Genomic DNA, 25,325 nt, shown 5'->3' with positions numbered 1-25,325 from the left:
CCCTGTCCGTCCGTCCCGTCAGGCCGGCAGGCCCAGCTCCCGGGCGATCAGCATCCGCTGGACCTCGCTGGTGCCCTCGCCGATCTCCAGGATCTTCGAGTCGCGCCACATCCGGGCCACCGGGTACTCGTTCATGAAGCCGTAGCCGCCGTGGATCTGGGTCGCCTCACGGGCGTTGTCCACCGCCACCGTGGAGGAGTACAGCTTCGCGATCGCCGCCTCCTTCTTGAACGGCTCGCCGAGGACCAGACGGGAGGCCGCGTCCCGCCAGCCGATCCGGGCCATGTGAGCCTTCGTCTCCATGTCGGCGATCTTGAACTGGACCGCCTGGTACGTGCTGATCGGCGACCCGAAGGCGTGACGCTCCTTCGCGTACTTCACCGACTCGTCCACACAGCCCTGCGCCAGGCCCGTCGCCAGCGCCGCGATCGCGACCCGGCCCTCGTCCAGGATCCGCAGGAACTGCGCGTACCCACGGCCCTCCTCGCCGAGGAGGTTCCCCACCGGGACGCGGACGTCGTCGAAGGAGAGCTCACGGGTGTCCGAGGCGTTCCAGCCGACCTTCGAGTACGGGGCGGCGACCGTGAAGCCCGGGGTGCCGGACGGCACGATGATCGAGGAGATCAGCGGACGCCCGTCGGGCTTGCGGCCGGTGACCGCCGTGACCGTCACCAGACCCGTGATGTCCGTACCGGAGTTGGTGATGAAGCACTTCGAACCGTTGATGACCCAGTGGTCGCCGTCCCGGACGGCCGTGGTGCGCGTGCCGCCGGCGTCACTGCCCGCGCCGGGCTCGGTGAGGCCGAAGGCGCCCAGCACCTCGCCGGAGCACAGCTTCGGCAGCCACTCGCGCTTCTGCTCCTCCGTACCGAAGCGGTAGACCGGCATCGCGCCGAGCGAGACGCCCGCCTCCAGGGTGATGGCCACGGAGGAGTCGACCCGGGCCAGCTCCTCCAGGGCGATCCCGAGGGCCAGGTAGTCGCCGCCCATGCCGCCGTACTCCTCGGGGAAGGGCAGCCCGAACAGGCCCATGCGGCCCATCTCGCGGACGATCTCGTACGGGAACTCGTGCCGCTCGTAGTAGTCGCCGATCTTCGGCGCCACGACGTCGTGGGCGAACTCCTCGACGGTACGGCGGAGTTCCTCGTGCTCTTCGGTGAGCCGGTGGTCGAGGGACATGTCTTTCGTCACTCCTTGTGGGAGAGGGCGCGGACGGTACGGGAAGGGCTGGGCCGGCCCAGCTGTTCGGCCATCCACACGCTCGTGGCGGTGAGGGCGGCCAGATCGACCCCGGTCTCGATGCCGAGACCGTCGAGCATCCACACGAGGTCCTCGGTGGCGAGATTTCCGGTCGCGCTCTTCGCGTACGGGCAGCCGCCGAGGCCGCCGGCGGAGGCGTCGACGGTGGTCACCCCGTGCCGCAGGGCGGCCAGGGTGTTGGACAGCGCCTGTCCGTACGTGTCGTGGAAGTGCACGGCGATGCGGGAGACGGGCACCCCGCCCTCGTCCAGGGCCGTCAGGAGCGCCTGGACGTGGCCCGGGGTCGCGACCCCGATGGTGTCCCCGAGGCTCAGCTCGTCACAGCCCATGTCGGCGAGGGCCTTGGTGACCCGGACGACCTGCTCGACGGGCACGGCGCCCTCCCACGGGTCGCCGAAGCACATCGACAGGTAGCCGCGCACCTTCAGCCCGGCCTCTATGGCCCGGGTGACGGTCGGCTCGAACATCGCGAGCGCCTCGTCCACGGTCCGGTTCAGATTGGCCTTCGCGAAGGACTCGGTCGCCGAGGCGAACACGGCGACCTCACGGGCGCCCAGCGCGAGGGCGCGGTCGAGACCGCGCTCGTTCGGCACCAGCACCGGGAGCCGGACCGGGAGGTCGCGGACGAGCGGGAACAGCTCCTCCGCGTCGGCGAGCTGCGGCACCCACTTCGGGTGCACGAAGCTCGTCGCCTCGATCGTCGTCAGCCCGGCGGCCGCGAGCCGCCGCACGAACTCGGCCTTCACCCCGGTCGGGACGGCCGTCTTCTCGTTCTGCAGCCCGTCCCGGGCGCCGACCTCGTGGATCCGCACCCGGGCGGGCAGCGACGGGTCGGGCACGGTCATCGGCAGTCCGGTGCTCATGCGTCCCCCTCCTCGCGGGGCGTCACCACGGCCAGGATCTGGTCCATGGCGACGGTGGTGCCGGGCGTGACGTCCAGCTCGGTGACGGTGCCGGCGTGCGGGGCGGAGATGACGTGCTCCATCTTCATCGCCTCCACCACCAGCAGGCTCTGCCCGGCCTCCACCTCGTCCCCGACGGCCACCTTCACGACCGTCACGGTCCCGGGCATCGGCGCGGCGAGCGTGTCGGCACCCCCGTGCCGGGCCCCGGAGAGGGCGGCCTCGACGGGGTCGTGGTCCAGGACGTGCCAGGAGTCGCCGTCGCGGCCCAGCCAGGCCCCGGCGCGGTGGAAGGTGTGGGTCATGCCGTCCACGGTGACCGTCACGGTGGTGTCCGTGACCCGGGCCCCGGCGGGGGCCTCCACCGTCGCGGGTTCGAGTCCCGGTACCCGGAACGGGAAGGTGAGCGGCTTGGCCGCGCCGCCCAGGCGCCACCCGCTCGGCACGTCGAACGGGTCGGTCCAGCCGTCCCGGGGCGCCGGGGCCAGCTCCGCGCGCCGCACGGCGGCCGCCGCCGCGTACACCTCGTCCGGGACGCCCTGCGGGACCAGGCTGTCCGCGTCGCGTTCCACCAGGCCCGTGTCCAGGTCGCCCGCGACGACGTCCGGGTGGGCCAACAGCCTCCGCAGGAAGCCCGCGTTGGTGGGCACGCCCAGGGTGACCAGTTCGCCGAGCGCCGCACGCAGCTTGCGCAGGGCCGCCTCGCGGGTCGGGGCGTGGACGATGACCTTCGACAGCATCGGGTCGTAGAGGGACGAGACCTCCGTGCCCTCCGAGAGCCCCGAGTCCGTGCGGACGCCGTTCCCCCGCGGCTCGTTCAGGGCGAGGACCGTGCCGCCCGACGGCAGGAAGCCGCGCGCCGGGTCCTCCGCGCAGATCCGGGCCTCGACCGCCCAGCCGTCCAGACGGACGTCGTCCTGCCCGAACGGCAGCGGCTCGCCCGCCGCCACCCGCAGCTGCCACTCCACCAGGTCGAGGCCGGTGATCAGCTCGGTCACCGGGTGCTCGACCTGGAGCCGGGTGTTCATCTCCATGAAGTAGTAGGAGGAGGGGTCGCCGCCCGGCACGATGAACTCGACCGTGCCCGCGCCCACATAGCCGCAGGAACGCGCCGCCTCGACCGCCGCCGCGCCCATCGACGCCCGGATCTCCGGGGTGAGCAGGACGCTCGGCGCCTCCTCGATGATCTTCTGGTGGCGGCGCTGGAGCGAGCACTCGCGCTCGCCGAGGTGGATCACGTTCCCGTGGGCGTCCGCCAGGACCTGGATCTCGATGTGCCGGGGCCGGTCGATCCACCGCTCCACGAGCAGCGTGTCGTCGCCGAAGGAGGACCGGGCCTCGCGCCGGGCCGCCGCGATCTCGTCGTCGAGCGTCGACAGGTCGCGGACCAGCCGCATGCCCTTGCCGCCGCCACCCGCGCTCGGCTTGAGCAGCACGGGCGCGCCCAGCTCACGGGCCGCCGCCTCCAGGTCGGGGTCGGCCGCGCCGGGGACCACGGGCACGCCCGCGGCCTTCACGGTCTCCTTGGCGCGGATCTTGTCGCCCATGAGGGAGATCGCGGTGGCGGACGGGCCGATGAAGACGAGACCCGCGTCCGCGCAGGCCTGCGCGAAGGCCGCGTTCTCCGCCAGGAACCCGTAGCCGGGGTGCACGGCCTGCGCCCCGGTCCGCTTCGCCGCGTCGAGCAGCGCCGGGACGGACAGGTACGACTCGGCGGCCGGCGGCGGACCGATCCGCACCGCCGTGTCCGCCTCCCGCACGTGCCGGGCGTCGGCGTCCGCGTCGCTGTAGACGGCCACCGAGCGCACGCCCATCTCCCGCAGGGTGCGGATGACGCGGACGGCGATCTCGCCCCGGTTGGCCACGAGGACGGTGTCGAACATGCTCTGCATCTTCTGGGAGCCCTTCACATCCGGAAGACGCCGAACTGGGGGTCACCCAGGGGCGCGTTGGCACAGGCGGTCAGGGCGAGGCCGAGGACCTGCCGGGTCTCCAGGGGGTCGATGACCCCGTCGTCCCACAGCCGGGCGGTCGCGTAGTAGGCGCTGCCCTGCGTCTCGTACTGCTCGCGGATCGGAGCCTTGAAGGCCTCTTCCTCCTCGGCGCTCCACCCGTCGCCGAGCTGGTCGCGCTTGACGGTCGCGAGGACGGACGCGGCCTGCTCGCCGCCCATGACCGAGATCTTGGCGTTGGGCCACATCCACAGGAAGCGGGGGGAGTACGCCCGGCCGCACATCGAGTAGTTGCCCGCGCCGTACGAACCGCCGACGACGACCGTCAGCTTCGGCACCCGGGTGGTGGCCACGGCCGTGACCATCTTGGCGCCGTGCTTCGCGATGCCGCCGTGCTCGTACGCCTTGCCGACCATGAAGCCGGTGATGTTCTGCAGGAAGACGAGCGGGATCCCGCGCTGGTCGCACAGCTCGATGAAGTGCGCGCCCTTCTGGGCCGACTCGGCGAACAGGATGCCGTTGTTGGCGACGATGCCGACCGGGTGGCCGTGGATCCGGGCGAAGCCGGTGACCAGCGTCTGCCCGTACTCGGACTTGAACTCCTGGAAACGGGAGCCGTCCACGACCCGGGCGATCACCTCGCGCACGTCGTACGGCGTGCGGGAGTCCACCGGCACCGCGCCGTACAGCCCGTACGGGTCGACCTTCGGCTCCTCGGCCGGCTCGACCTTCCACGGCAGCGGGCCGCGCTCGGGCAGCGTGGCGACGATGTTCCGCACGATCCGCAGGGCGTGCGCGTCGTCCTCCGCCAGGTGGTCGGTGACGCCGGAGATCCGGGAGTGGACCTCGCCGCCGCCGAGCTCCTCGGCCGTGACGACCTCGCCGGTCGCCGCCTTCACCAGCGGCGGGCCGCCCAGGAAGATGGTCCCCTGGTTCCGTACGATCACGGCCTCGTCGCTCATCGCCGGGACGTACGCGCCGCCGGCCGTGCAGGAGCCCATGACCGCGGCGATCTGCGGGATGCCGGCGCCGGACATCCGGGCCTGGTTGAAGAAGATCCGGCCGAAGTGCTCCCGGTCCGGGAAGACCTCGTCCTGCATCGGCAGGAAGGCGCCGCCCGAGTCGACCAGGTAGAGGCAGGGGAGACGGTTCTCCAGCGCCACCTCCTGCGCCCGGAGGTGCTTCTTCACCGTCATCGGGTAGTACGTGCCGCCCTTGACGGTCGCGTCGTTCGCCACGATCACGCACTCGCGCCCGGAGACCCGGCCGATGCCCGCGATGACGCCGGCCGCCGGGGCCTGGTCGCCGTACATGCCGTTCGCCGCCAGCGGGGCCAGCTCCAGGAACGGCGAGCCCGGGTCGAGCAGCGTGTCCACCCGGTCCCGCGGCAGCAGCTTGCCGCGCGCGGTGTGCCGGGCCCTGGACTTCTCACCACCGCCCAGGGCGGCCGCCGCGAGCTTGGCGCGCAGGGTCGCCGCCAGCTCGTGATGGGCCGCCTCATTGGCCTGCCAGGCCGCGGACGCGGGATCCGCCGCGCTCGTCAGCACAGGTGCCTGCTGCATCCCTCGAGCTCCCTTGCTCGGTTAATGAGCGTTAACGTACGGCACCCAGGTTAACGACCGCTAACCGGGTTGTCTAGAATTGCCTGCATGACCACGAGCCCGACGCGGATCGACGCGCCCACCCGCCGCGAGCAGATCCTCAAGGAGGCCGCCCGCCTCTTCGCCGAGCGCGGCTTCCACGGCGTCGGCGTGGACGAGATAGGGGCGGCCGTCGGCATCAGCGGCCCCGGCCTCTACCGCCACTTCCCGGGCAAGGACGCGATGCTCGCCGAGCTGCTCGTCGGCATCAGCGAGCGGCTGCTCGACGGGGGCCGGCTGCGGGCCGCCGAATCGGACGGCGACCCGAGGGCGCTCCTCGCCTCCCTCATCGACGGGCACATCGACTTCGCCCTCGACGACCGGCCGCTGATCACCCTCCACGACCGCGAGCTCGACCGGCTCAAGGACGAGGACCGCAAGCGGGTCCGGCAGCTCCAGCGGCAGTACGTCGAACTGTGGGTCGCGGTCGTCCGCGAGCTGTACCCCGACGCGGGGGAGTCCGAGTCCCGCACGGCCGTCCACGCCGTCTTCGGCCTCCTCAACTCGACCCCGCACCTGGCCGCCCTCGGCCGCCGGCCGATGGAGGACCTGCTGCGGAAGCTGGCGCACGGGGCGTTCGGGGCGCTGGCGGCCTGAACCGCCGACGTCCGGGCCCCCACGCGCGTGCGGGCCCGGACGTCGGCGGTTCAGACGGCCGTCAGAGTGGGCGCCGGGGCGGGCGCGGTGACCGGCTGGTGGCTGCGGCCCTCGCCGAGGCGGCCGAGGACCGGCCGCAGGTCGGCCAGGGCGAAGGAGCGCCGCAGCCAGCGGTCCTCGCCGTCGTACCGCGGGGTGAAACCGGTGCGGCCGTGCACGGTCCGCCGGTTGTCGAGGATGATCAGCTCGCCGGGCCGGAGCACGATCCCGCGCAGCGCGTCGAGCATCGCCGCCTGGAGCGTGGCCAGGGCGTCGCGGGCCTCGGCGGTGACGCCGACCGTGCCGTGGAAGTCCACCCGCAGGTCCGGGTCGTGGGCCGGGCCGGAGAGGACCGGCATCGGCGGGGTCAGCACCTCCTCGTCGGTGTCGTGCACGAAGGAGCTGGAGAACCGGGTCCGGAACTCGGGCCGGCGCAGCGCCTCGACGGTCCGCGCGTCGAGGGCCGGCAGCACGTCCCCGATCCCGCCGGTGACGGTGGCGGCCACCCCGTCCCGGTCGCCGCGCAGGCAGAGCAGGCTCAGGAAGTGCGGGGCGGCCGGGTGGAAGCCGTCCTCGGTGTGCAGCTCCAGCAGGATGGAGCCGCTGTTCTCCTGGCGCCTCTCGGCCCCGCGCTTGGGGCTGACGTCCTGGACGAGGTCGCCGTTCTTCTCGTCGCTGTAGGAGATCGAGCGGCCCAGCACGGACATCACCATGAGCTGCGCGATCGTCGCCACCGCGACCTCGGTCCAGGCGGGTTCGTCCTCCACCCGGTCGGGGGTGGCGGGCAGCTCGCCCACGGGCAGACCGCGCAGCAGCAGGGTGCCGCTCTCGTTCCCCTGGTCGCGGAAGGAGATGAGGGCACGGCGGACGTGCGCGGGCAGGGCGGCGGCGGCGAGCTCCACGGCGTGCAGCAGGTCGGTGCCGTGCAGGGAGTGGCCGGCGTACTCGTCGGCGATCCTGAGGGCGGAGGCCTCGACGATCTCGGCCTCGCTCCCGCTCAGCACGATGCCGGTCGCGCGCGCGTCGGCGTACGCGAATTCTTTTCTCATGCGTCCTTTCCTTCTCTGCGTCCTGTTCCGAGTCCTTCTCTCCGGCCGGGCGCCGGTCAGGCCACCCGGTCGGTGCGGCGGGCGGCCCGGTAGACGGCCCCCGGCGCGAAGCCCCGCCACGCCTGCTCGGGCGGCAGCTTCCGCAGGAAGCGGGCCTTCTCCCAGTGGCGGCTCACCCGGTTGACGGCCCGGCGGCCGGGCGTCAGGGCGATGTGGTGGACGTCGACGGCGACCGTGCGCGGCACGTCCTCGCCGGCCACCAGCTGGTTGACCATGTGCACCGCCAGCGACCCGAACTGGGTGGCCGCCTCGGTGAGCTGCGGCACGCTGTAGTCGGGCCGGCCGAGGCCGCGGCGCAGCTCCCGGTACATCTCACCGGGGATGTGGCCGCGCGGGGCGATCCGGAAGATCACCTCCCAGGTGCCGAGCCGTTCGGCGTCCTCCGCCAGCAGCTGGCCGTCGAAGATCCGCCGGACCAGCCGGTAGTCGAAGCACTGGGCGGCGAGCATGCCGGCCATGTCCCAGCCGGTGACCAGCGGCTTGCGCTGACGGCAGGCCTCCTGGTGGAGGGCGACCTTGGCGAGCAGTCCCGACCGCGTCGTGACGTCGACGCCGTCGACGATCACCTCGGCGCGGCGGACCAGCTCCCGGACGTTCTCCGGGGTGATGCCCTCGGGCACCACCTCGGCCCGGACGTGCGGGTTGATGGCGCGCAGGGCGGCGGCGCCCACCTCGGCCTTGTTGCGGCCGAGGTCGTCGACGGTGGCGTGCTGCCGGTTGAGGTTGTTCAGTTCGTAGGTGCCGACGTCCGCGAGGACGAAGTCGCGGTATCCCATGCGGCCGAGCGGCTGGACGGTGGCGCCGCCGATGGAGCCGCAGCCGGCGATGAGCAGCGGCGCGTGCCGGATGCGGTCCTGGAGGTCGGCGGGGACGAGGCCGCGGTTGCGCTGGGTCAGCGAGGCGTAGAACTCCTCCTCGGCCAGTTCGCGGGCCTCCGCGGGCGTGCCGACGTCGGGCGGTGTGGCGTTCATGAGCGGGCCTCCCGGTAGGCGGTGAGCCGGGCGCCGACCGATCCCGGCTCACCGGACACGAGGATCGCGTCGAGGTGGGCGAGGGTGGGGCGCAGGGCGCCCCCGTCGGTGAGGACGAAGGGGTACGAGCGCTGCTGCTGGTCCCACATCGGCGCGAACAGGTCTTCGGGGTCCGAGGGCCGGGCGGGCACGTCGAGCATGCGCGCCGCGAAGCCGAGCAGGCCCAGCTGGTGGATGGCGACCCCGGGCTTGCCGTCGCCGACGACGGCGGCGCCCTCCTCGGCGAGGGCCTGGACGCAGCCCTCCGCCCAGCCCCGGTAGACCCACCAGGGGACGGTGACGCCGGCCTGCGAGCGCTCCATGGCGTAGTCGCGGACCAGGCGCTTGCCCTCCCAGACGTGGGCGGCGGGCGTGGCGGCGCCGAGCTGGTCGGCGAGCCGGAGCTCGTAGTCGCGCTCGACGACGAAGGGGCGGTGGGCCGGGTCGCCGAGGCGGGTGCCCGCCGGACTGCGGGTGCCGGCCAGGGTGCCGTACCCGCGCAGCCGGCCGGTCTCCGCCTCGACGACCAGCGTGTGCTGGTCGGTGAGGGCGGACACGTCGTACGGCTCCGCGTCGAGGCCGCGCGCGGCGGCGGCCTCCTCGTTGACCCAACCCCGCTGGAGGTACTGGGCGAGGCGGAAGCGGTAGACGTCGGCGAGGTACGCGGCGGGCAGCTGCGCGCCGCGGACGGTGAGGGTGAGGAGGCCCTCCGGGCTGACGGCCCGGAAGAGCGGCTCGCCCTCGACGGACGACTCCAGGTCGGGCAGGACGATCGCCCGGGTGGCGTGCAGCAGACGGACGCGGTACCCGGTCAGCTCGGCGGGGGAGGCGGGGGCGGTGGTCACCGGACCTCCGGGACGCCGAACAGCTCGCCGGTGACGACCAGCGCGAGGGCCTCGGGGCTGCCCTCGTAGATCCGCGGGCCGTAGGCGTCGCGGAGGACCCGGTCCATGCCGTCCTCGCGCTGGAAGGCGGCGGCGCCGATGAGGGCCATGGCGGCGTCGGCGTTGTCGATGGCGGCGCGGTCGGCGACCATCTTGGCGACGGCCGGCTCGTACGCCGGGGTGGGGATGACGGTGTCGGCCTTGAGCACCGCGTCCAGGTAGAGGGCGCGGGAGGCGGAGACGCGCGCGGCCATGTCGGCCAGCTTGCGGGCGGACATCTGGTGCTCGAAGAGGAGCTTGCCGCCCTGGCGGCGGGTGCCGGCCCAGGCGACGGCGCGGTCCAGGGCGTGGCGGGCGATGCCGGTGGCGACGGCGGCGCAGGTGACGCGGGTGAGGTTGCCGATGGCGACGTTGAGGTCCCAGCCGCCGCGCTCGTCGCCGAGCACGTTCTCCTCGGGCACGCGCGCGCCGTCGAGGATCAGCTCGCCGGCCGGGGCCGTGCGGTAGCCGACCTTGTCGTGGATCTCGCCGCGGGTGACGCCGTCCTGCTCCAGGTCGGTGACGAAGCAGGTGAGGCCGGTGGAGCCGGGGGCGTCCTCCAGGTTGGCCATGATCGTGGCGTAGGTGGCGACCGGGGCGTTGGTGATGTACCGCTTGGTGCCGGTGAGGAGGTACTCGCTCCCGGAGCGGCGGGCGACCGTCATGTCCTGGGCGTACGGCGCCTGCTGCGGCAGGACCAGGTCGGTGCCGTTGCGCTCCTCGGCGACGGCGTTGCAGGCGAGGACGGGCTCGGGGCCGAGGAACTTCGGGAGGTACTTCTCCTGCAGCTCGGGCTTCTCGCAGATGAGCAGCGGGGTCTGGAAGAGGCCGGTGGCCCCGAAGATCAGCGCCATGCCCGGGTCGGCGGCGGCCAGCTCCTCCAGGGTGAGGGCGATGCCGAGCTGGCTGAGGCCCAGGCCGCCGAACTCGCGCGGGATGGCCATGCGGAGCAGCCCGAGCGCATGGCCCTTGCGGACGGTCTCCCAGTCGACCTGGCCCTTCTCGATGCGGTCGCGCTCGGCGGCGCCGGGCGCCACCTCGTCCCGGGCGAAGGCGGTGACCTCGCGCAGGTGGGCGGCCTCGGCGGCGTCGAGCAGCGGGTGGTCGGCCGGGTTGTGCGTGTACGTCATGGTGATTCCTTGTCTGAGGGGTGCGGAGCCCGGGACGGGGGGTCAGCCCGCGAGGGAGAAGGTCGTCAGGGCCTGGCCGACGGCGAAGGTCTGCATGACGGGACCGCGGGCGGTGACGCGGCGGGCGGTGACGGTCCGCAGGAAGGTGCGGCGGCCGGCGGTGAGGTCCAGCAGGTCGGCGTGGGTGATGCCGAGGACGTGGGTGGGCTCGGCCGTGGTGACGGCGCCCTGCGGGTCGAGCGTGAACTCGGCGTCCGGCTCGGAGATCACGAAGCGGACGGTGGCGCCTGCGGCGTGCCAGGCGGCGGAGGACCGGGCGGCCTCGGACAGGGTGCGGGAGATCTCTTCGGGCGAGATGGCCATGCGGAATTCCTTCGCTCTTGGAGGGCGGGAAGAAAGGGGTGGGGCCGGTCGTGGGCCCCGCGGTCCCGGCCCGCGGGCGGTGCCCGTGACGGAGGCCCCGGCGGGGTGTCGGGACGGCCGGACGCGGTGGGGACCCGGTGGACGGCGAGTCGTCTCGCGTCGGGCCGAAGGGGGAGTGGCGCGGGCTTCTCCCGAGGTCACCCCCTCGGACGAACTCGACGTTACCGGCCGGTAGATGGGGCTGTCCAAGATGTAAAGCGAGGTTCCACGGCGCGGGAATCAGCCATCCAGGCTGCGGTAATCGGCCGTCCATCGGCGGAAGTTCGGGAGAGTCGGTGAACTCGTGGTAATCCCCGGAAACGACGGGCGGGCCCACGGCGGGGGGAGCCACGGGCCCGGAAACGACGGGCGGGCCCGCGGCTGGGGAGCCATGGGCCCGGAAACGCCGAGCGGGCCCGCGGCTGGGGGAGCCACGGGCCCGGAAACGCCGAGTGGGCTTGCGGCGGGGGGAGCCGCAAGCCCACGTTCGGGGGAGGGAGGGGAAGGTGTGACGCGGGCGCCGGTGGGCGTCCGGGGGCGGCGGAGCCGCTTCGGGGCTACGCGGCGGCCGGCTGCTCGTCGCGGGTCAGGTGGCGCAGCGCGAGGGCGATGACGATGGCGACCGCGGAGCAGACCGCCAGGGCGAGGAAGCCGTTGGCGACGCCGGAGGTGGTCGCGTCCGCGGCGGAGGCACCCTCCTTCAGGCGCCCGTCCACGGAGGTCGCGAGGATGGTGCCGATCACGGCGATGCCCAGGGCCGCGCCGCTCTCGTTGAAGGTGTTCAGCAGGCCGGAACCGACGCCCGACTCCTCCACCTTGACGTGCGAGGTGCCGATGCCGAACAGCGGGACGAAGCAGGCCGGGAGGCCGGCGCCGATGACGGCGAGCGCCACGATGGTCAGCCAGACCGAGTCGGTGCCGGTGGCGAGGACGCCCGCGCCGACGAGCTGGAGCGTGGCGCCGACCGCGTACATCCCGCCGAGGCCCAGCGCGCCGGCGAGCACCGGGGCGACCATGGCGACGACGAGGGCCGCGAGGCCCATGGGGAGCAGCGAGAGGCCGGTGACGAAGGCGCTCATCCCGTGGACCTGCTGGAAGTACATGCTGGCGAGGAAGGAGCTGCTGATCATCACGCTGGCGACCAGGAGCAGGCCGATGCTGGACAGCCAGTAGGTGGGCTTGCGCAGCAGGTGCAGGGGGAGCAGCGGGTCGTCCTTGCCCAGCTCCATGAAGGTCACCAGGGCCAGCAGGACCACGGCGGCGCCCAGGCTGATCCAGGCCGTGGTGTCGCCGAAGCCCTCGTGGAGGCGGATCAGGCCGAAGGAGAGGGCGGCGAGTCCGGCCGTGGAGACGACGGCGGAGGGGAAGCGGAGCTTGCGACCCGAGGTGGTCCGGAGCGGCGACATGCTGCGCAGCGCGCCGACGAAGGCCGCGACGCTGACGGGGAGGTTGATCAGGAAGGCCCAGCGCCAGTTGATCGCGGTGACGATCAGTCCGCCGAGCACCACGCCGATCGTGGCGCCGATCACGCCGAGGCCGCTCCAGGCGGTCAGCGCGATCTTGCGCTGCTCCTCGTCCTGGTAGACCTCCAGGATGATCGAGAGGGCGGCCGCGGAGAGCAGCGCGGCACCGACGCCCTGCGCGGCGCGTCCGGCGACCAGCAGTTCCTGGTTGCCCGCGATGCCGCAGAGAGCGGAGGCCACGGCGAAGAGGGTGAGGCCGGTGAGGAAGGTGCGCCGCCTGCCGAAGACGTCCGACACGCGGCCGCCGAAGAGGAGCAGGCTGCCGAACATCAGGACGTAGCCGCTGATCGTCCACTGGAGGCCGGTCTGGTCGGCGGGCAGGTCCCCGCCGATGGAGGGGAGGGCCACGTTCACGACCGTGGAGTCGAGCATCACCATCAACTGGGCGACGCCGACCACGACGAGGGTGGTCCAGGGCGCCTTGGCGGGCGCGTCCGGCGCCTGCTCCGTGGGGGGTGCCAGCGTCTGCTCGGTCACCGGGTCTCCTTGCTCGTGAAAGTCTGATCCATGCGAATGCATCGAAGTGGTCGGCACACTACATTCATGCGCACGCATAGACAAGGGAGGGTGAGGAACCTAGTATCGGAGGGGTGACGGATACAGCTCTGACCGACCGATGGATGACCGTGATCCGCGCCGGGGCGCAGATCGTCCAGGCGGCGGAACGCCGGCTCTCCGACGAGTACGGCCTCTGCACCAGTGCCTTCGAGATCATGGACGTCATGGCGCGGGAGGGCGACTGGATCCGGGCCGGGGAGCTGAGCGCCCGCGCCGCCCGGAGCCAGCCCCAGGTCTCCCGCCTGCTGGCGCAAATGGTGAACGCGGGGTACGTGGAGCGCCGCCCCTGCGCCAACGACCGGCGCGGCTTCGACGTCCGCCTCACCGCGTCGGGCAAGGATCTCTTCGGCCGGTCCACCCTCACCATGGAGGAGCTGCTGCGTGAGCTCTCCGACGCGAGTCCCGAGGTCCGCGGGGTGCTCGGCGCCCAGGCCGACCGACTTGACGCATAGTCGGCGGAGGCGGCCCCCGAAGGCCTACTCGCTGGTAGCCTCCGGGTGTCGACCGCCTCGGGGCCGCCGTTCACGTTCGTGATCGCAGTGCCCGGAAGGGCGACAGTCCGGGGGGACGTCAGGGCCGGTGCGCGCACCGGGCCCCGACAGGGCACCACGCGCCACGGCGCGTCGGCGCCCGCGGCATGACCGGCCCCCGGTGGAACACCGGCACCGGAACCGCCTCCGGTGCCACGCGCTCCCACCAGGGAGCGCCTGACATGGGGGAACATCTTGCTGAGCCAGTCCGTCCCGCGACCGAAACCAGCCGCTGTACCGGCCGGCCGGGGCCTCCCGCCCTCGGTCGCCACCCCATCCGGGCGCATGCTCGGCGACCCTGCCCGCCTGCCCCGCCCACGCCCCTCCGTCATGACCGAACGCGGCGTCTTCTTCCGCCTCCTCGGTCCGCTCGAGATCGCGACGGCAAAGGGCCGACTGCCCCTCAAGGGCATGAACCAGCGGCTCGTCCTCGCCCTCCTGCTCCTCAACGTCAACCGCGTCGTGCCCACCACCGACCTGATGGACGTGCTCTGGCCGGACGGCCACCCGCCCGCCACCGGCCGCAAGAGCCTCCAGAACGCGATCTCGGCCCTCCGCGGCGTGCTGGCCCGCGGCGGCGTGCCCGAACACGTCGCCGCCCTCACCAGCGAGGGCTCCGGTTACGTGCTCAAGACCGCCCCCGAGAACCTCGACCTGACGCGGTTCCGGCTCCTCGCCGACAAGGGGCGGGACGCGCTCGCCGCCGGGGACACCGAGGAGGCCGCCCGGCTGCTGCGCCGCGCCCTCGGACTGTGGCGCGGCCGCGCCCTGGCGGAGCTCGCCGACTCCGGCTTCGACTGGCCCCAGACGGCCGCCGCCGAAGGGGCCCGGTTGCACGCACTGGAGGAGTACTGCGAGGCCGAACTGGCCAACGGGCGGCCCCACGAGGTCATCCAGCGGCTGGAGGGCGTGGCCGCCGCCGGCCCCTCCCGGGAGCGCACCCAGCGGCTGCTCATGACCGCCCTCTACCGCTCCAGCCGCCGCGACGACGCCCTGCGCGCCTACGAGCGGCTCCACCGCCAACTGCGCGACGACTTCGGAGCGGCCCCCAGCCGGGAGCTCCAGGACCTGCACGGCGCCATCGTCCGGCAGGACCCCCTCCTCGCCCCCGAGGACGCCCCCGACCCGCGCGGCGGCGCGCCCCGCCCCTCCGCCGACCCCGAACTCGACGTGCTGCACGCCCTCCTGGATCTGGTCCGCAGGCAGAACCGACCGTACGTCGTCGCCCTCACCGGCGACGCCGAGGAGCGCCAGGCCGCCCTCGTCGCCCGGCTGATGACCGAACTCCAGCGGGACGACCGGGCCGCCGTCTGGCACGTCCAGCCCGGCCCCGACGGCGCCGACCTCGCCCACGACCTGAGGGCGGCGCTGCGCCGGGCCACGCCCGAACGCCCCATGGTGGCCGTCGCCGAACACCTCCACCGGGCCGGACACCTCGTGCCGGAGTGCGTCGGGGACATCGTGACGGAGGCGGGCCGCACCCCGTTGCTCATCGTCCTCACCGCCCGTACCGGATCCCAGGGATTCTGGCCGGGCTGGGACAGGGCCGTCCCCCGCTTCACCACGATCACCGTCTAGGACCGCCCGGCACGCGGGCGAGGAGCCGGACCGGGCGGAAGAAGCCCGGCCCTCCGGCCCCGGGCGTCCCGGTGTCCGGTCACCCGGGACGCCCGGGGGCGGCGCCCGGCACAATGAGCCCCATGCCGATACTCAGCCGCCCCGCCCTCGTCGAGCACCTCGTCCGCACCCGGATCGCGGGAGACGTCGCCACCCCGCGCGACAACAACCTCTCCCACTACCGCAAGCTCGCCAACGGCGACCGGCACTACTGGCTCGGCCTCGAACTCGGCGACCGCTGGACCGACGAGCAGGACGTGCTCGCCGTCATGGCCGAGCGGTGCGGCGTCGTCGACGACCCGGCGCACCGGGTCGGCCAGGACACCATCGACCCCGAGCTCACCGTCGACGGCCTCGACCGGATGGCCGCCCGGCTCCGCAAGGCCGCCGCGGGCCGCGAGCGGGTCCTCTTCGCGACCGGGCACCCCGGCTCCCTCATCGACGTCCACAGCCGGGTCGCGGCCGCGCTGCGCGCCCAGGGCTGCGACATCGTCCGCATCCCCGGCGGGCTCGTCGCCGACGAGGGGTACGTCGTGCAGTTCGCCGACGTCGCCGTCTTCGAGCGCGGCGCGAGCCTGTGGCACACGCACTCCCCGGAGCCGATGAACGCGATCCTCGACGCGCTCGGCGAGACCGGCCGACCGGACCTGGTGATCGCGGACCACGGCTGGGCCGGCCGCGCGGGTCAGCGGGGCATCGACTCCGTCGGCTACGCCGACTGCAACGACCCCGCGCTCTTCCTCGGCGAGGCGGAGGGCACGATGCAGGTCACGATCCCCCTGGACGACCACGTCCTGGACCCCCGCTTCTACGAGCCCCTGACGGAGTACACGCTGAACGCGGCGGGACTCGCGGGCTGACCCGCCCGCCCGTCAGCGCGCCCGGCGGGAGGTGGGGTCCAGGTACACCCGGCGGACGGCCGGGATCCGCTCGCGCAGCCGCGCCTCGGCGCGGTCGCAGGCCCGTTCGATCTCCTCGGCCGTCGACCCGTCCCGGAAGTCGATCTTCGCGGCGACCAGGGCCTCGTCCGGACCCTGGATCAGGGTCGTCAGGTCGACCACCGCGATCACGTGCTCGTCCGCGAGCAGCTCCTCGTGCACGGCCTCCCGCAGGCGCGGCGGGAGCGCCCGGCCGACCAGGAGCTCCGCGTTGGAGCGGCCCAGGACCCAGGCCACGTACACCAGCAGCGCGCCGATGAGGATCGAGGCGACCCCGTCCCAGACGCCCGAGCCGGTGAGCTGGCCGCCGATCAGGCCGCCGGCCGCGAGCAGCAGGCCGGCCAGCGCCGCGGAGTCCTCCATGACGACGGCCTTCACGGTCGTGTCCGGGGTGTGCCGCAGATAGCGGACGAAGGGGGTGCGGGTGCGCCGTGCCTCGGCCCGGACCTGGCGGACCGCCGTCCGCAGCGAGAAGCCCTCCAGGACGAAGGCGACGGCGAGCACCACGTACGAGGCGACCGGATCGCCCAGGTCCTCGCCCTGGGTGAGGGTGTGGACGCCGTCATACACGGAGAAGACCGCGCCGCCGACGAAGGTGGCGACCGCGGCCAGCAACGCCCACACGTACCGCTCGCCCGCATGGCCCAGCGGATGGTCCTCGTCCGCCGGTTTCTCGCTGCGCTTGAGCGCGGCCAGGAGCAGCACCTCGGTGACCGTGTCGGCCACCGAGTGCGCCGCCTCGGAGAGCATCGCGCTGGATCCGCTGATGAGCCCCGCGACGGCCTTGGCGACGGCGATGCCGAGATTGGCCGCCGCCGCCACGATCACCGTGAAGGTGCTCTCACCGTTCTTCGGCCCGTCCGCCGTGATGTCCGCCATGGTCGGACTTATGCCCGGTCGTCAGCGCGGGACGCGAACGACACCCTCCTGGATGACCGAGATCGCCAGTCGTCCGTCCCGGGTGAAGATGCGCGCCTGGCCGAGACCGCGGCCGCCCGACGCGGTCGGTGACTCCTGGTCGTACAGGAGCCACTCGTCGGCCCGGAAGGGTCGGTGGAACCACATGGCGTGGTCCAGGGACGCCCCGACCACGTCGCCGACGGCCCAGCCGCCCCGCCCGTGGGCGAGGAGGACCGAGTCGAGCAGGGTCATGTCGGAGACGTAGGTGGCGAGGACGACGTGCAGCAGCGGGTCGTCGGCCAGTTTGCCGTTCGTGCGGAACCAGACCTGGGAGCGCGGTTCGCGCGGCCGCCCGACCGTCCCCCACGGAGGCGTCTCTGCGTAGCGCAGGTCCACCGCCGCCCGTGCCTCGATCAGCCGGTCCGCGACCTCGCGGGGGAGGTGGCGGGGGAGCATCTCGGCCGGCGTCGGGAGCGACTCCGGGTCCGGGGCGGGCGGCGTCTCCACCTGGTGGTCGAGCCCCTCCTCGTACGTCTGGAAGGACGCGGAGAGGTGGAAGATCGGCTGCCCGTGCTGGACGGCGACGACCCGGCGGGTGGTGAAGGAGCGTCCGTCGCGGATCCGGTCGACCGTGTAGACGATCGGCGCGCCCGGGTCCCCGGGGCGCAGGAAGTACGCGTGCAGGGAGTGCGCGAGCCGGTCTTCCGGCACGGTCCGGCCCGCCGCCACCAGCGCCTGGGCGGCCACCTGGCCGCCGAAGACGCGGGGGACGAGCGCGGACCGGGACTGTCCCCGGAAGATGTCCTGCTCGATCCGCTCCAGGTCGAGCAGATCGAGCAGGTCGTCCAGGGCACCGGGTGCGTCGGGCACTTACAGGCCCATCGACTTGGCGATGATCGACTTCATGATCTCGCTGGTGCCGCCGTAGATGCGGTTGACGCGGTTGTCGGCGTAGAGGCGGGCGATCGGGTACTCGTTCATGTAGCCGTAGCCGCCGTGCAGCTGGAGGCAGCGGTCGATGACGCGGTGGGCGACCTCGGTGCAGAAGAGCTTGGCGCTCGCGGCCTCGGCCGGGGAGAGCTCGCCCGCGTCCAGGGCCTCCAGGGCGCGGTCGGCGACGGCCTCGGCGGCGTCGACCTCGGCCTGGCAGGCGGCCAGCTCGAACTTGGTGTTCTGGAAGGAGGCGACCGGCTTGCCGAAGACCGTGCGGTCCGTGACGTACTGCTGGGCGAAGCGGACGGCGGCCTTGGCCTGGGCGTAGGCGCCGAAGGCGATGCCCCAGCGCTCGGAGGCCAGGTTGTGGCCGAGGTAGTAGAAGCCCTTGCCCTCCTCGCCGAGCAGGTCCTCGGCGGGCACCTTGACGTCGACGAAGGCCAGCTCGGCGGTGTCGGAGGTGCGCAGGCCGAGCTTGTCCAGCTTGCGGCCGATGGAGTAGCCCTCGGACTTGGTGTCGACGGCGAAGAGGGAGATGCCGAAGCGGCGGTCCTCGGCCGAGGGGGCGGAGGTGCGGGCGCAGACGATCACGCGGTCGGCGTGGACGCCGCCGGTGATGAAGGTCTTGGCGCCGTTGAGGACGTAGTGGGTGCCGTCCTCGGAGAGCTTGGCGGTGGTCTTCATGCCCGCGACGTCGGAGCCGGTGCCCGGCTCGGTCATGGCGAGCGCCCACATCTCCTCGCCGGTGACGAACTTCGGCAGGAAGCGCTTCTTCTGCTCGTCGGTGGCGAGCATCTTGATGTACGGCAGGGCGAGCAGGACGTGGACGCCGGAGCCGCCGAACTGGACGCCCGCGCGCGAGGTCTCCTCGTACAGGACGGCCTCGAACTTGTGGGTGTCGAGGCCCGCGCCGCCGAACTCCTCGGGGACGTTGATGCCGAAGATGCCCAGCTCGCCGAGCTTGTCGTAGAACTCGCGCGGCGCCTGGCCGGCGGCGAACCACTCGTCGTAGACGGGGACGACCTCGGCCTCGATGAAGGCGCGGATGGTCTCCCGGAACGCCTCGTGGTCCTCGTTGAATACGGTACGGCGCACGAGCCGCCTCCTTGTCGCTGCCGGTTGTCTAAGCGCTTGCTCAGGGTGTTCCGTTCGAAGTTACCCAGCGGTCACCCGCCCTGTCCAGACTCCGAGCCTGTGATCCAGAGCCCCTTCGACGGGTCGTGGACGTGGACCGGGCTCCCCTGTGCCCGCCCGCTCGTACGGAAGGCCTCCCCGCCCCGGTCCGCGATCCTCACCACGCCGCTCCGGCCCTGCGCGCTCCACTCCAGCTCCAGGTACCAGCGGCAGTCGCAGCCGACCGCGCGGGCGGACACCAGCAGCTCCCCGGGCTCGGCCGCGGTGACCGCGTAGGGGAACGCGACGGCCGGGAGGGTCCGCCCCTCCTCGCCCGAGGCGTCGTACCCGTCGACCGGCCGCGCGAGCGGACGCGGCGCGTCGAGGTCCACGGTGAACATCCGGGGGGTGACGGCCCCGCCGCACCCCTCGTCCATGCGGTATCCCGCCCAGGGCAGCGGCTCCGCCCGCCCCGCCACGCGCACGTGCAGCCCGTGGAGGACGACGGCGGAGGCCCCCTTCCCCTGCACCGTGACCCGCACCAGCGTCTGCCCGCCGTCCACGGCACCGAGCGCCCCCGCCCACCGGGCGGCGTCGGCGGGCGCCGGGGGAGCGGGGACCCGCGCCGGGGGCCGGTCGACGAGATAGGTGTGCCCGCAGCCGTTCTCCCAGAGGTCGGAGGCGACCGTGTACGTGAACGGGAGCGGCGGCTCCGTCCCCCGCGGTTCCGCTCCCTGCGGCTCCCGGCCGTGCCCGGGCAGCAGGGCGGCCCCGAGCACGAGCGCCACGACGCCGGTTACGACGCCGACGACGAGCCACGCCTTCCGCCCCCGCCGGGGCCGCGCGGGGACGGGGGCGGGCACGGACGCGACCCCGGGCGCGGGTGCCGGCCCGGATCCGGGCCCCGGCCCCGGCGCGGTCGCCCCGGCCGCGACCGGTACGACCGGCTTCGCCGGGGGCCTGCGGACGAGGTCCGCGCGCCGCCAGCGCTCCTCCAGCTCCCGCGTCTCGTCCGGGGTGGCCCCGCACAGCCGGGTCAGGCGCTCGACGACGGCGAAGGACTCCGGGACGGCCGCTCCGGAGCCGTAACGGTGCAGGGTGGAGGCGCTGACGCCGAGGCGCCGCCCCAGCGCCTCGTAACTCCGCCCGTCCCGTTCCTTCAGCGCGCGCACCCGCGCCGCGAACTCCTCGACGTCACCCATCGGCCCATCCCCCGCTCGTTCCACCCCTCTTGCGTTCTCCCACGTCAGAGGGGGTGGAATGGTTCCGGAACGGGTGGAGGGCGCGTCGCCGTTGCCCGGGGCGGGCGGGGGCCCGACGCTGAGGGGGCACTGACCGAACGACCCGACGGGGGACCCACCACCATGAACAGGCTCCGTACCGCGCTCGCCGCCACCGCCACCGCCGCCCTGGGCCTCGCCGCCCTCGCCGCCGCCCCGGCGCAGGCCGCCGCCCAGCCCGCCTTCCTCTCCGCCGCCCAGATGCCGGCGTCGTCGACGCCGTGGACCGCCACCCGGGTCTTCTCCGGCGTCCCGGAGAACGGCGGCGCCCTCTGCGCCCCGTACAAGATCCCGGCGCAGAACACCCGCTACCGCGAGTTCGCCACCGAGCTCGACACCAACGGCGTCCAGATCACCACCGTCGCCCGCACCGAGGCCGACGCGGTGAAGCTGGTCGACACCCTCCGCAAGTCCCTCGCCGGTTGCGGCGCCCTCCTGGAGAGGCAGAACCCGGGCCTGCACGCCGTCAGCGCCTACCAGGGCAGGATCGCCGTGGAGGAGGGCGCCTGGGTCTACAGCCTGGACACCGCCGACCCGCAGATCGGCAGCACCGACATCCACCTCTTCGCCGTGGGCCGCGACGGCCGCACCGTCACCTACGTCCGGTGGGGGCAGATGGGCGACCTGAAGGACGCCCCCGTGGCCGCGTTCCGCACCACGGCGAAGACGGCGGTGAACAAGCTCTGGTGACGCGGGACCGCCCGGCTCACTGAGCCCGCAGGGCGAACCACAGCTCCATCCGTACGTCCGGATCGTCCAGGTCCCGGTCGAGCAGGGCCGCGCAGCGGGTGATCCGCTGCCGGACCGTGTTCCGGTGGATCTCCAGGGCCACCGCCGTCCGGTCCCAGCTGCCGTGGAGCGAGAGCCAGACCCGGAGGGTCTCGGCGAGCGGCTCGGTGAGCGGGGCCAGCAGGCTCCGGGCGTACGCGGCGGCCTCGTCGCGGTCCACGAGCGCGGCGAGGCCGTGGGCGCGGTGTCTGACGAGCGCCGCCCGGGAGGCCTCCGCCCTGCGCAGCGCCCGCGCCGCCTGCGCGTCCCCGGCCGCCAGCTCCGCCGCCGCCACCGGGGCGCTCGCCCCGAGCGTCCAGCCCTGCTGGGCGGTGACGGGGGAGGAGGAGGGGAGGAGGAGGCGCACGGTGCCCTCCGTCTCGTCCGCGAGGGGGGTGCCGAGCGCCGCCGCCAGGCTCGCCGCCGCGAACGGCGTGCCGTCGCCGCCCCGCGCGCGGACCACCGTCCACGGGCCCGGGCCCAGGGACTCCGTGACCTCCGCCGGCGCCGCGCCGAGCAGCAGCCGGACCAGGGCCCCGTCCCGTACGGTCACGGCCGCGCCCCGGTGCGGCGCCGTGAGCAGCGACAGCAGGACCACCGCCACGCCCGCGATCGTGTGGTCGCCGGGGCCGCGCCGCTCCGTCGCCACCCCCAGGGTCAGGCCGTCCCCGCCGCCCAGGGCGTACGCGGCGAGCCGCAGCCCGCCGCCGTCCCCGCTCGCCGAGGCCGGCCCGCCCGGGCGCGGTCCGAGCACCCCCGCGAGGTCCCGCAGCGCCCGCGCCGCCTCCGCCGGCACCTCCCGGCCGGCCGCCGCCGACTCCGTGCCGTCCGCGCCGAACAGCACCGCCCGGCCGCCCAGGCGGGAGGCCAGCGCGCCCAGGACCGCCGGGACCGGCGCCGGCCGGGCCGCGGCCGCCGCCAGCGACTGCTGGGCCTCGGTCACCCGGCGCAGCTCGTGCAGCCGGGCCTCCGCCATCAGCCGCCACAGCGCCCGCGCCACCGCCGTGAACGGGGTCCGGGGCGGGACCTCGACGAGCGGCAGACCGTGCCGTTCGCACGCCGCGACGAGTTCCGGCGGCACCGTGTCCCACACCGGCGTCACCCCGAAGGCGAGCGCCGCCGCCCCCGCCTCCACCACCCGGTCGACGAAGTGGGCCGGATCGGTGAGCTGCACGCCCGCCGTCATCAGCAGCTCGCCGCCGAGCAGGTACGGATAGGGGTCGGCCATCTCCGAGGTGTGCACCCAGTGCAGCGGCACGTCCTCGGGCCCGGCGAGCAGCCGCAGGCCCAGGTCGGGGCGGGCGAGCAGCGCGGCGAGCGGCACCGGCGGCGTCGGGGGAGTGGAGCCGGTCTCGGAGGGGGACGCGGGGGTCATCGGCATGGATCCTTCGTACACCCCCCGCCGGAACAGTGGAGGAAACGTACACTTCAACGTCGCTTTCCGGCCACTTACTGTCGTCTCATCCCAGGGCCGCGGGTACGGGCGGATGTCCCCGCGATCAGCACCTGGGCACTCCCCCGCACGACACGCCACCGAGGTGAGAAGGAGGGCCCCATGGCCGTCGACTACACAGTGATCGTCCTGTACTTGGCCGGCATGCTCGCGATGGGCTGGTGGGGCATGCGCCGCGCCAAGTCCAAGAGCGAGTTCCTGGTGGCCGGCCGCCGCCTCGGGCCCTGGATGTACTCCGGGACGATGGCCGCCATCGTCCTCGGCGGCGCCTCCACCATCGGCGGCGTCGGCCTCGGGTACAAGTACGGCCTCTCCGGCGCCTGGATGGTCTTCGCCATCGGCCTCGGCCTGCTGGCCCTCTCCGTCTTCTTCTCCGCGCGCATCGCGCGCCTGAAGGTCTACACCGTCTCCGAGATGCTCGACCTGCGCTACGGCGGCAGGGCCGGCGTCATCTCGGGCGTCGTGATGTGGGCGTACACGCTGATGCTCGCGGTCACCTCGACCATCGCGTACGCCACGATCTTCGACGTCCTCTTCGACCTGCCCCGGACCCTCGCGATCGTCCTCGGCGGCACCATCGTCGTCGCCTACTCGACCCTCGGCGGCATGTGGTCCATCACCATCACCGACATGGTGCAGTTCGTGGTGAAGACCATCGGCGTGCTGCTCCTGCTGCTGCCGATCGCCGTCGTCAAGGCCGGTGGCTTCGAGGGCATGCGGGAGGCGCTGCCCACCTCGTACTTCGAGCCGCTCGGCATCGGCGGCGAGACGATCTTCACGTACGTGCTGATCTACACCTTCGGCATGCTGATCGGCCAGGACATCTGGCAGCGGGTCTTCACCGCCCGCACCGACAAGGTCGCCAAGTGGGGCGGCACCGTCGCCGGCACCTACTGTCTCGCGTACGCGCTCGCCGGAGCCGTCATCGGCACGGCGGCCAAGGTGCTCTACCCGAAGCTCCCCAGCGCCGACGACGCCTTCGCCACCATCGTCAAGGACGAGCTGCCGATGGGCGTCCGGGGCCTCGTCCTCGCCGCCGCGCTGGCCGCCGTGATGTCCACCTCCTCCGGCGCCCTCATCGCCTGCGCCACCGTCGCCAACAACGACATCTGGTCACGCCTGCGCGGCGCCGTCGCGAAGAAGCACGAGGACGAGCACGACGAGGTGAAGGGCAACCGCCTCTTCATCCTGATCATGGGCGTCGCCGTCATCCTCATCGCCATCGCCCTCAACGACGTCGTCCAGGCCCTCACCGTCGCCTACAACCTGCTGGTCGGCGGGCTCCTCGTGCCGATCCTCGGCGGCCTGCTCTGGCGCCGCGGCACCGTCCAGGGCGCGCTCGCCGCGGTCACCGTCGGCGGCCTGACCGTCATTGGCCTGATGTGGGCTTACGGAATCTTGGCAAATGAGCCTGTTTACTACGGTTTGTTGGCCTCACTCGCCGCTTATGTGATCGTTTCCCTGGCGACCCGCCCGACGGACGCCGCCGTGCTCGCGAACTGGCGCGCCCGGCTGGCGGGCCAGGACACCCCGACCGAGCCCGGGTCCCCGGACCCGGCGCCCGTCACCGCCTGACGGCGGCCCCACGCCCCGGGCGTCGCGACCCGACGCCCGGCCCACCGAGAAGCACCCAGGAGGACCCCGACCATGAGCAGCAGCGACCAGAACGCCTTCCGCGGCCCGATCGACTCGTCCCGCATCCCGCGGTACGCCGGTCCCGCGACGTTCGCCCGCCTGCCGCGCCTCGACGAGGTCGGCACCGCCGACGTCGCCGTGGTCGGCGTCCCCTTCGACACCGGCGTCTCCTACCGGCCCGGCGCCCGCTTCGGCGGCAACGCCATCCGCGAGGCCTCCCGCCTGCTCCGCCCCTACAACCCGGCGCAGGACGCCTCCCCGTTCGCCCTCGCCCAGGTCGCGGACGCCGGCGACATCGCCGCCAACCCGTTCAACATCAACGAGGCCGTCGAGACCATCGAGGCCGCCGCCGACGACCTCCTCGGCACCGGCGCCCGCATGATGACCCTCGGCGGCGACCACACCATCGCCCTGCCGCTGCTCCGCTCCGTCGCCAAGAAGCACGGCCCCGTCGCCCTGCTCCACTTCGACGCGCACCTCGACACCTGGGACACCTACTTCGGCGCCGAGTACACCCACGGCACCCCGTTCCGCCGCGCCGTCGAGGAGGGCATCCTCGACACCTCCGCCCTCTCCCACGTCGGCACCCGCGGCCCGCTCTACGGCAAGCAGGACCTCACCGACGACGAGAAGCTCGGCTTCGGCATCGTCACCTCCTCCGACGTCTACCGCCGCGGCGCCGACGAGGTCGCCGACCAGCTGCGCCAGCGCATCGGCGACCGCCCGCTGTACATCTCCATCGACATCGACTGCCTCGACCCGGCCCACGCCCCCGGCACCGGCACCCCCGAGGCCGGCGGCATGACCTCCCGCGAGCTCCTGGAGATCCTCCGCGGCCTCTCCTCCTGCAACCTGGTCTCCGCCGACGTCGTCGAGGTCGCCCCGGCCTACGACCACGCCGAGATCACGGCGGTCGCCGCGTCGCACACGGCGTACGAGCTGACGACGATCATGTCGCGCCAGATCGCGGCGGGCCGCGCCGCAGACGCGAAGTAACCTCGGGCGGTCGCGGGCTCAGGTACGTGGTGGGGTGCGGCCCGGTGGTCGGGTCGTGCCCACCCGTTCCGCCCTGCGGAACGCCTGCCCACGACCTGATCGCCATCCCCGAAGGGA

The 25,325-nt window shown here is 73.4% G+C and carries 22 protein-coding genes; 7 read left to right on the top strand and 15 right to left on the bottom strand.

From position 1 onward, the window contains the following. Window positions 1-18 precede the first annotated feature (18 nt). The 4 genes from ACIGW4_RS09560 to ACIGW4_RS09545 are packed head-to-tail and all read right to left on the bottom strand — an operon-like array spanning window position 19 to window position 5,676. On the bottom strand, window positions 19-1,179 hold the full coding sequence (locus tag ACIGW4_RS09560) for an acyl-CoA dehydrogenase family protein (RefSeq protein ID WP_123452578.1): 1,161 nt from the start codon (window positions 1,177-1,179) through the stop codon (window positions 19-21). A gap of 8 nt (window positions 1,180-1,187) precedes the next feature. Further along, window positions 1,188-2,123, bottom strand: coding sequence for a hydroxymethylglutaryl-CoA lyase (locus tag ACIGW4_RS09555; RefSeq protein WP_123452576.1), 936 nt, complete (start codon window positions 2,121-2,123; stop codon window positions 1,188-1,190). Then, window positions 2,120-4,054: an acetyl/propionyl/methylcrotonyl-CoA carboxylase subunit alpha gene (locus ACIGW4_RS09550; protein WP_399579513.1), complete on the bottom strand. Its 1,935-nt coding sequence runs from the start codon at window positions 4,052-4,054 to the stop codon at window positions 2,120-2,122. The genes ACIGW4_RS09555 and ACIGW4_RS09550 overlap by 4 nt, the downstream gene beginning before the upstream one ends. A 14-nt stretch (window positions 4,055-4,068) precedes the next feature. Continuing rightward, window positions 4,069-5,676 (bottom strand): carboxyl transferase domain-containing protein, encoded by a 1,608-nt coding sequence (locus tag ACIGW4_RS09545; RefSeq protein ID WP_359587461.1) that lies wholly within the window; start codon window positions 5,674-5,676, stop codon window positions 4,069-4,071. A gap of 87 nt (window positions 5,677-5,763) precedes the next feature. Between ACIGW4_RS09545 and ACIGW4_RS09540 the strand changes: the two genes are divergently transcribed. Continuing rightward, window positions 5,764-6,351 carry a TetR/AcrR family transcriptional regulator gene (locus tag ACIGW4_RS09540; protein WP_123452572.1) on the top strand — a complete coding sequence of 196 codons (588 nt, stop codon included), beginning with the start codon at window positions 5,764-5,766 and terminating at the stop codon, window positions 6,349-6,351. A gap of 50 nt (window positions 6,352-6,401) precedes the next feature. Here the strand turns inward: ACIGW4_RS09540 and ACIGW4_RS09535 are convergent, their stop codons facing one another. The 6 genes from ACIGW4_RS09535 to ACIGW4_RS09510 form a co-directional block, all read right to left on the bottom strand. Next, complete coding sequence (locus ACIGW4_RS09535) at window positions 6,402-7,439, bottom strand: TauD/TfdA family dioxygenase (RefSeq protein WP_399579511.1); 1,038 nt, start codon at window positions 7,437-7,439, stop codon at window positions 6,402-6,404. 56 nt (window positions 7,440-7,495) lie between these two features. Further along, window positions 7,496-8,470 carry a ThiF family adenylyltransferase gene (locus tag ACIGW4_RS09530; RefSeq protein ID WP_185094550.1) on the bottom strand — a complete coding sequence of 325 codons (975 nt, stop codon included), beginning with the start codon at window positions 8,468-8,470 and terminating at the stop codon, window positions 7,496-7,498. Continuing rightward, window positions 8,467-9,354: a hypothetical protein gene (locus ACIGW4_RS09525; RefSeq protein ID WP_123452566.1), complete on the bottom strand. Its 888-nt coding sequence runs from the start codon at window positions 9,352-9,354 to the stop codon at window positions 8,467-8,469. The genes ACIGW4_RS09530 and ACIGW4_RS09525 overlap by 4 nt, the downstream gene beginning before the upstream one ends. Continuing rightward, window positions 9,351-10,562, bottom strand: coding sequence for an acyl-CoA dehydrogenase family protein (locus ACIGW4_RS09520; protein WP_123452564.1), 1,212 nt, complete (start codon window positions 10,560-10,562; stop codon window positions 9,351-9,353). Before ACIGW4_RS09520 ends, ACIGW4_RS09525 begins: the two co-directional genes overlap by 4 nt. Before the next feature lie 42 nt (window positions 10,563-10,604). Then, window positions 10,605-10,925 (bottom strand): hypothetical protein, encoded by a 321-nt coding sequence (locus ACIGW4_RS09515; protein ID WP_123452562.1) that lies wholly within the window; start codon window positions 10,923-10,925, stop codon window positions 10,605-10,607. Window positions 10,926-11,521: 596 nt separating this feature from the next. Further along, a complete protein-coding gene (locus tag ACIGW4_RS09510) occupies window positions 11,522-12,964 on the bottom strand; it encodes an MFS transporter (protein WP_399579507.1) in 1,443 nt (480 codons plus the stop codon). Between the two features lie 113 nt (window positions 12,965-13,077). On the opposite strand from ACIGW4_RS09510, the gene ACIGW4_RS09505 reads away from it, so the two are divergent. From ACIGW4_RS09505 to ACIGW4_RS09495, 3 genes are all read left to right on the top strand, one after another. After that, entirely contained in the window at window positions 13,078-13,497 is a 420-nt protein-coding gene (locus ACIGW4_RS09505; protein ID WP_399579504.1) for a MarR family winged helix-turn-helix transcriptional regulator, read from the top strand. Between the two features lie 408 nt (window positions 13,498-13,905). Then, window positions 13,906-15,153: a BTAD domain-containing putative transcriptional regulator gene (locus tag ACIGW4_RS09500; RefSeq protein ID WP_185094549.1), complete on the top strand. Its 1,248-nt coding sequence runs from the start codon at window positions 13,906-13,908 to the stop codon at window positions 15,151-15,153. Between the two features lie 122 nt (window positions 15,154-15,275). Further along, window positions 15,276-16,052, top strand: coding sequence for a phosphatase (locus tag ACIGW4_RS09495; protein WP_123452554.1), 777 nt, complete (start codon window positions 15,276-15,278; stop codon window positions 16,050-16,052). Window positions 16,053-16,064: 12 nt separating this feature from the next. On the opposite strand, the gene ACIGW4_RS09490 is transcribed toward ACIGW4_RS09495, so the two are convergent. From ACIGW4_RS09490 to ACIGW4_RS09475, 4 genes are all read right to left on the bottom strand, one after another. Next, window positions 16,065-17,009 (bottom strand): cation diffusion facilitator family transporter, encoded by a 945-nt coding sequence (locus ACIGW4_RS09490; protein ID WP_123452552.1) that lies wholly within the window; start codon window positions 17,007-17,009, stop codon window positions 16,065-16,067. Between the two features lie 21 nt (window positions 17,010-17,030). Next, complete coding sequence (locus ACIGW4_RS09485; RefSeq protein ID WP_399579501.1) at window positions 17,031-17,900, bottom strand: acyl-CoA thioesterase; 870 nt, start codon at window positions 17,898-17,900, stop codon at window positions 17,031-17,033. Next, entirely contained in the window at window positions 17,901-19,058 is a 1,158-nt protein-coding gene (locus tag ACIGW4_RS09480) for an acyl-CoA dehydrogenase family protein (RefSeq protein WP_123452548.1), read from the bottom strand. A gap of 71 nt (window positions 19,059-19,129) precedes the next feature. Further along, on the bottom strand, window positions 19,130-20,278 hold the full coding sequence (locus tag ACIGW4_RS09475) for a helix-turn-helix domain-containing protein (protein ID WP_399579499.1): 1,149 nt from the start codon (window positions 20,276-20,278) through the stop codon (window positions 19,130-19,132). 162 nt (window positions 20,279-20,440) lie between these two features. Here ACIGW4_RS09475 and ACIGW4_RS09470 point away from each other — a divergent pair, with 162 nt between their 5' ends. Beyond that, window positions 20,441-21,046 (top strand): hypothetical protein, encoded by a 606-nt coding sequence (locus ACIGW4_RS09470; RefSeq protein ID WP_399579497.1) that lies wholly within the window; start codon window positions 20,441-20,443, stop codon window positions 21,044-21,046. Between the two features lie 16 nt (window positions 21,047-21,062). On the opposite strand, the gene ACIGW4_RS09465 is transcribed toward ACIGW4_RS09470, so the two are convergent. Beyond that, window positions 21,063-22,505 (bottom strand): PucR family transcriptional regulator ligand-binding domain-containing protein, encoded by a 1,443-nt coding sequence (locus ACIGW4_RS09465; RefSeq protein WP_399579494.1) that lies wholly within the window; start codon window positions 22,503-22,505, stop codon window positions 21,063-21,065. A 174-nt stretch (window positions 22,506-22,679) separates the two neighbouring features. Here ACIGW4_RS09465 and ACIGW4_RS09460 point away from each other — a divergent pair, with 174 nt between their 5' ends. After that, a complete protein-coding gene (locus ACIGW4_RS09460; protein ID WP_399579492.1) occupies window positions 22,680-24,152 on the top strand; it encodes a sodium:solute symporter in 1,473 nt (490 codons plus the stop codon). 72 nt (window positions 24,153-24,224) lie between these two features. Then, window positions 24,225-25,208, top strand: a complete 984-nt coding sequence (gene speB, locus ACIGW4_RS09455) for an agmatinase (protein WP_086823410.1) — start codon at window positions 24,225-24,227, stop codon at window positions 25,206-25,208. Window positions 25,209-25,325: the final 117 nt, after the last annotated feature.

Source organism: Streptomyces sp. NPDC053513 (genome assembly GCF_044544765.1).
GTDB classification, from domain to species: Bacteria; Actinomycetota; Actinomycetes; order Streptomycetales; family Streptomycetaceae; genus Streptomyces; species Streptomyces litmocidini.
The sequence above is the reverse complement of the archived record's forward strand: the minus strand, read 5'-3'. Positions and strand labels throughout refer to the sequence as shown.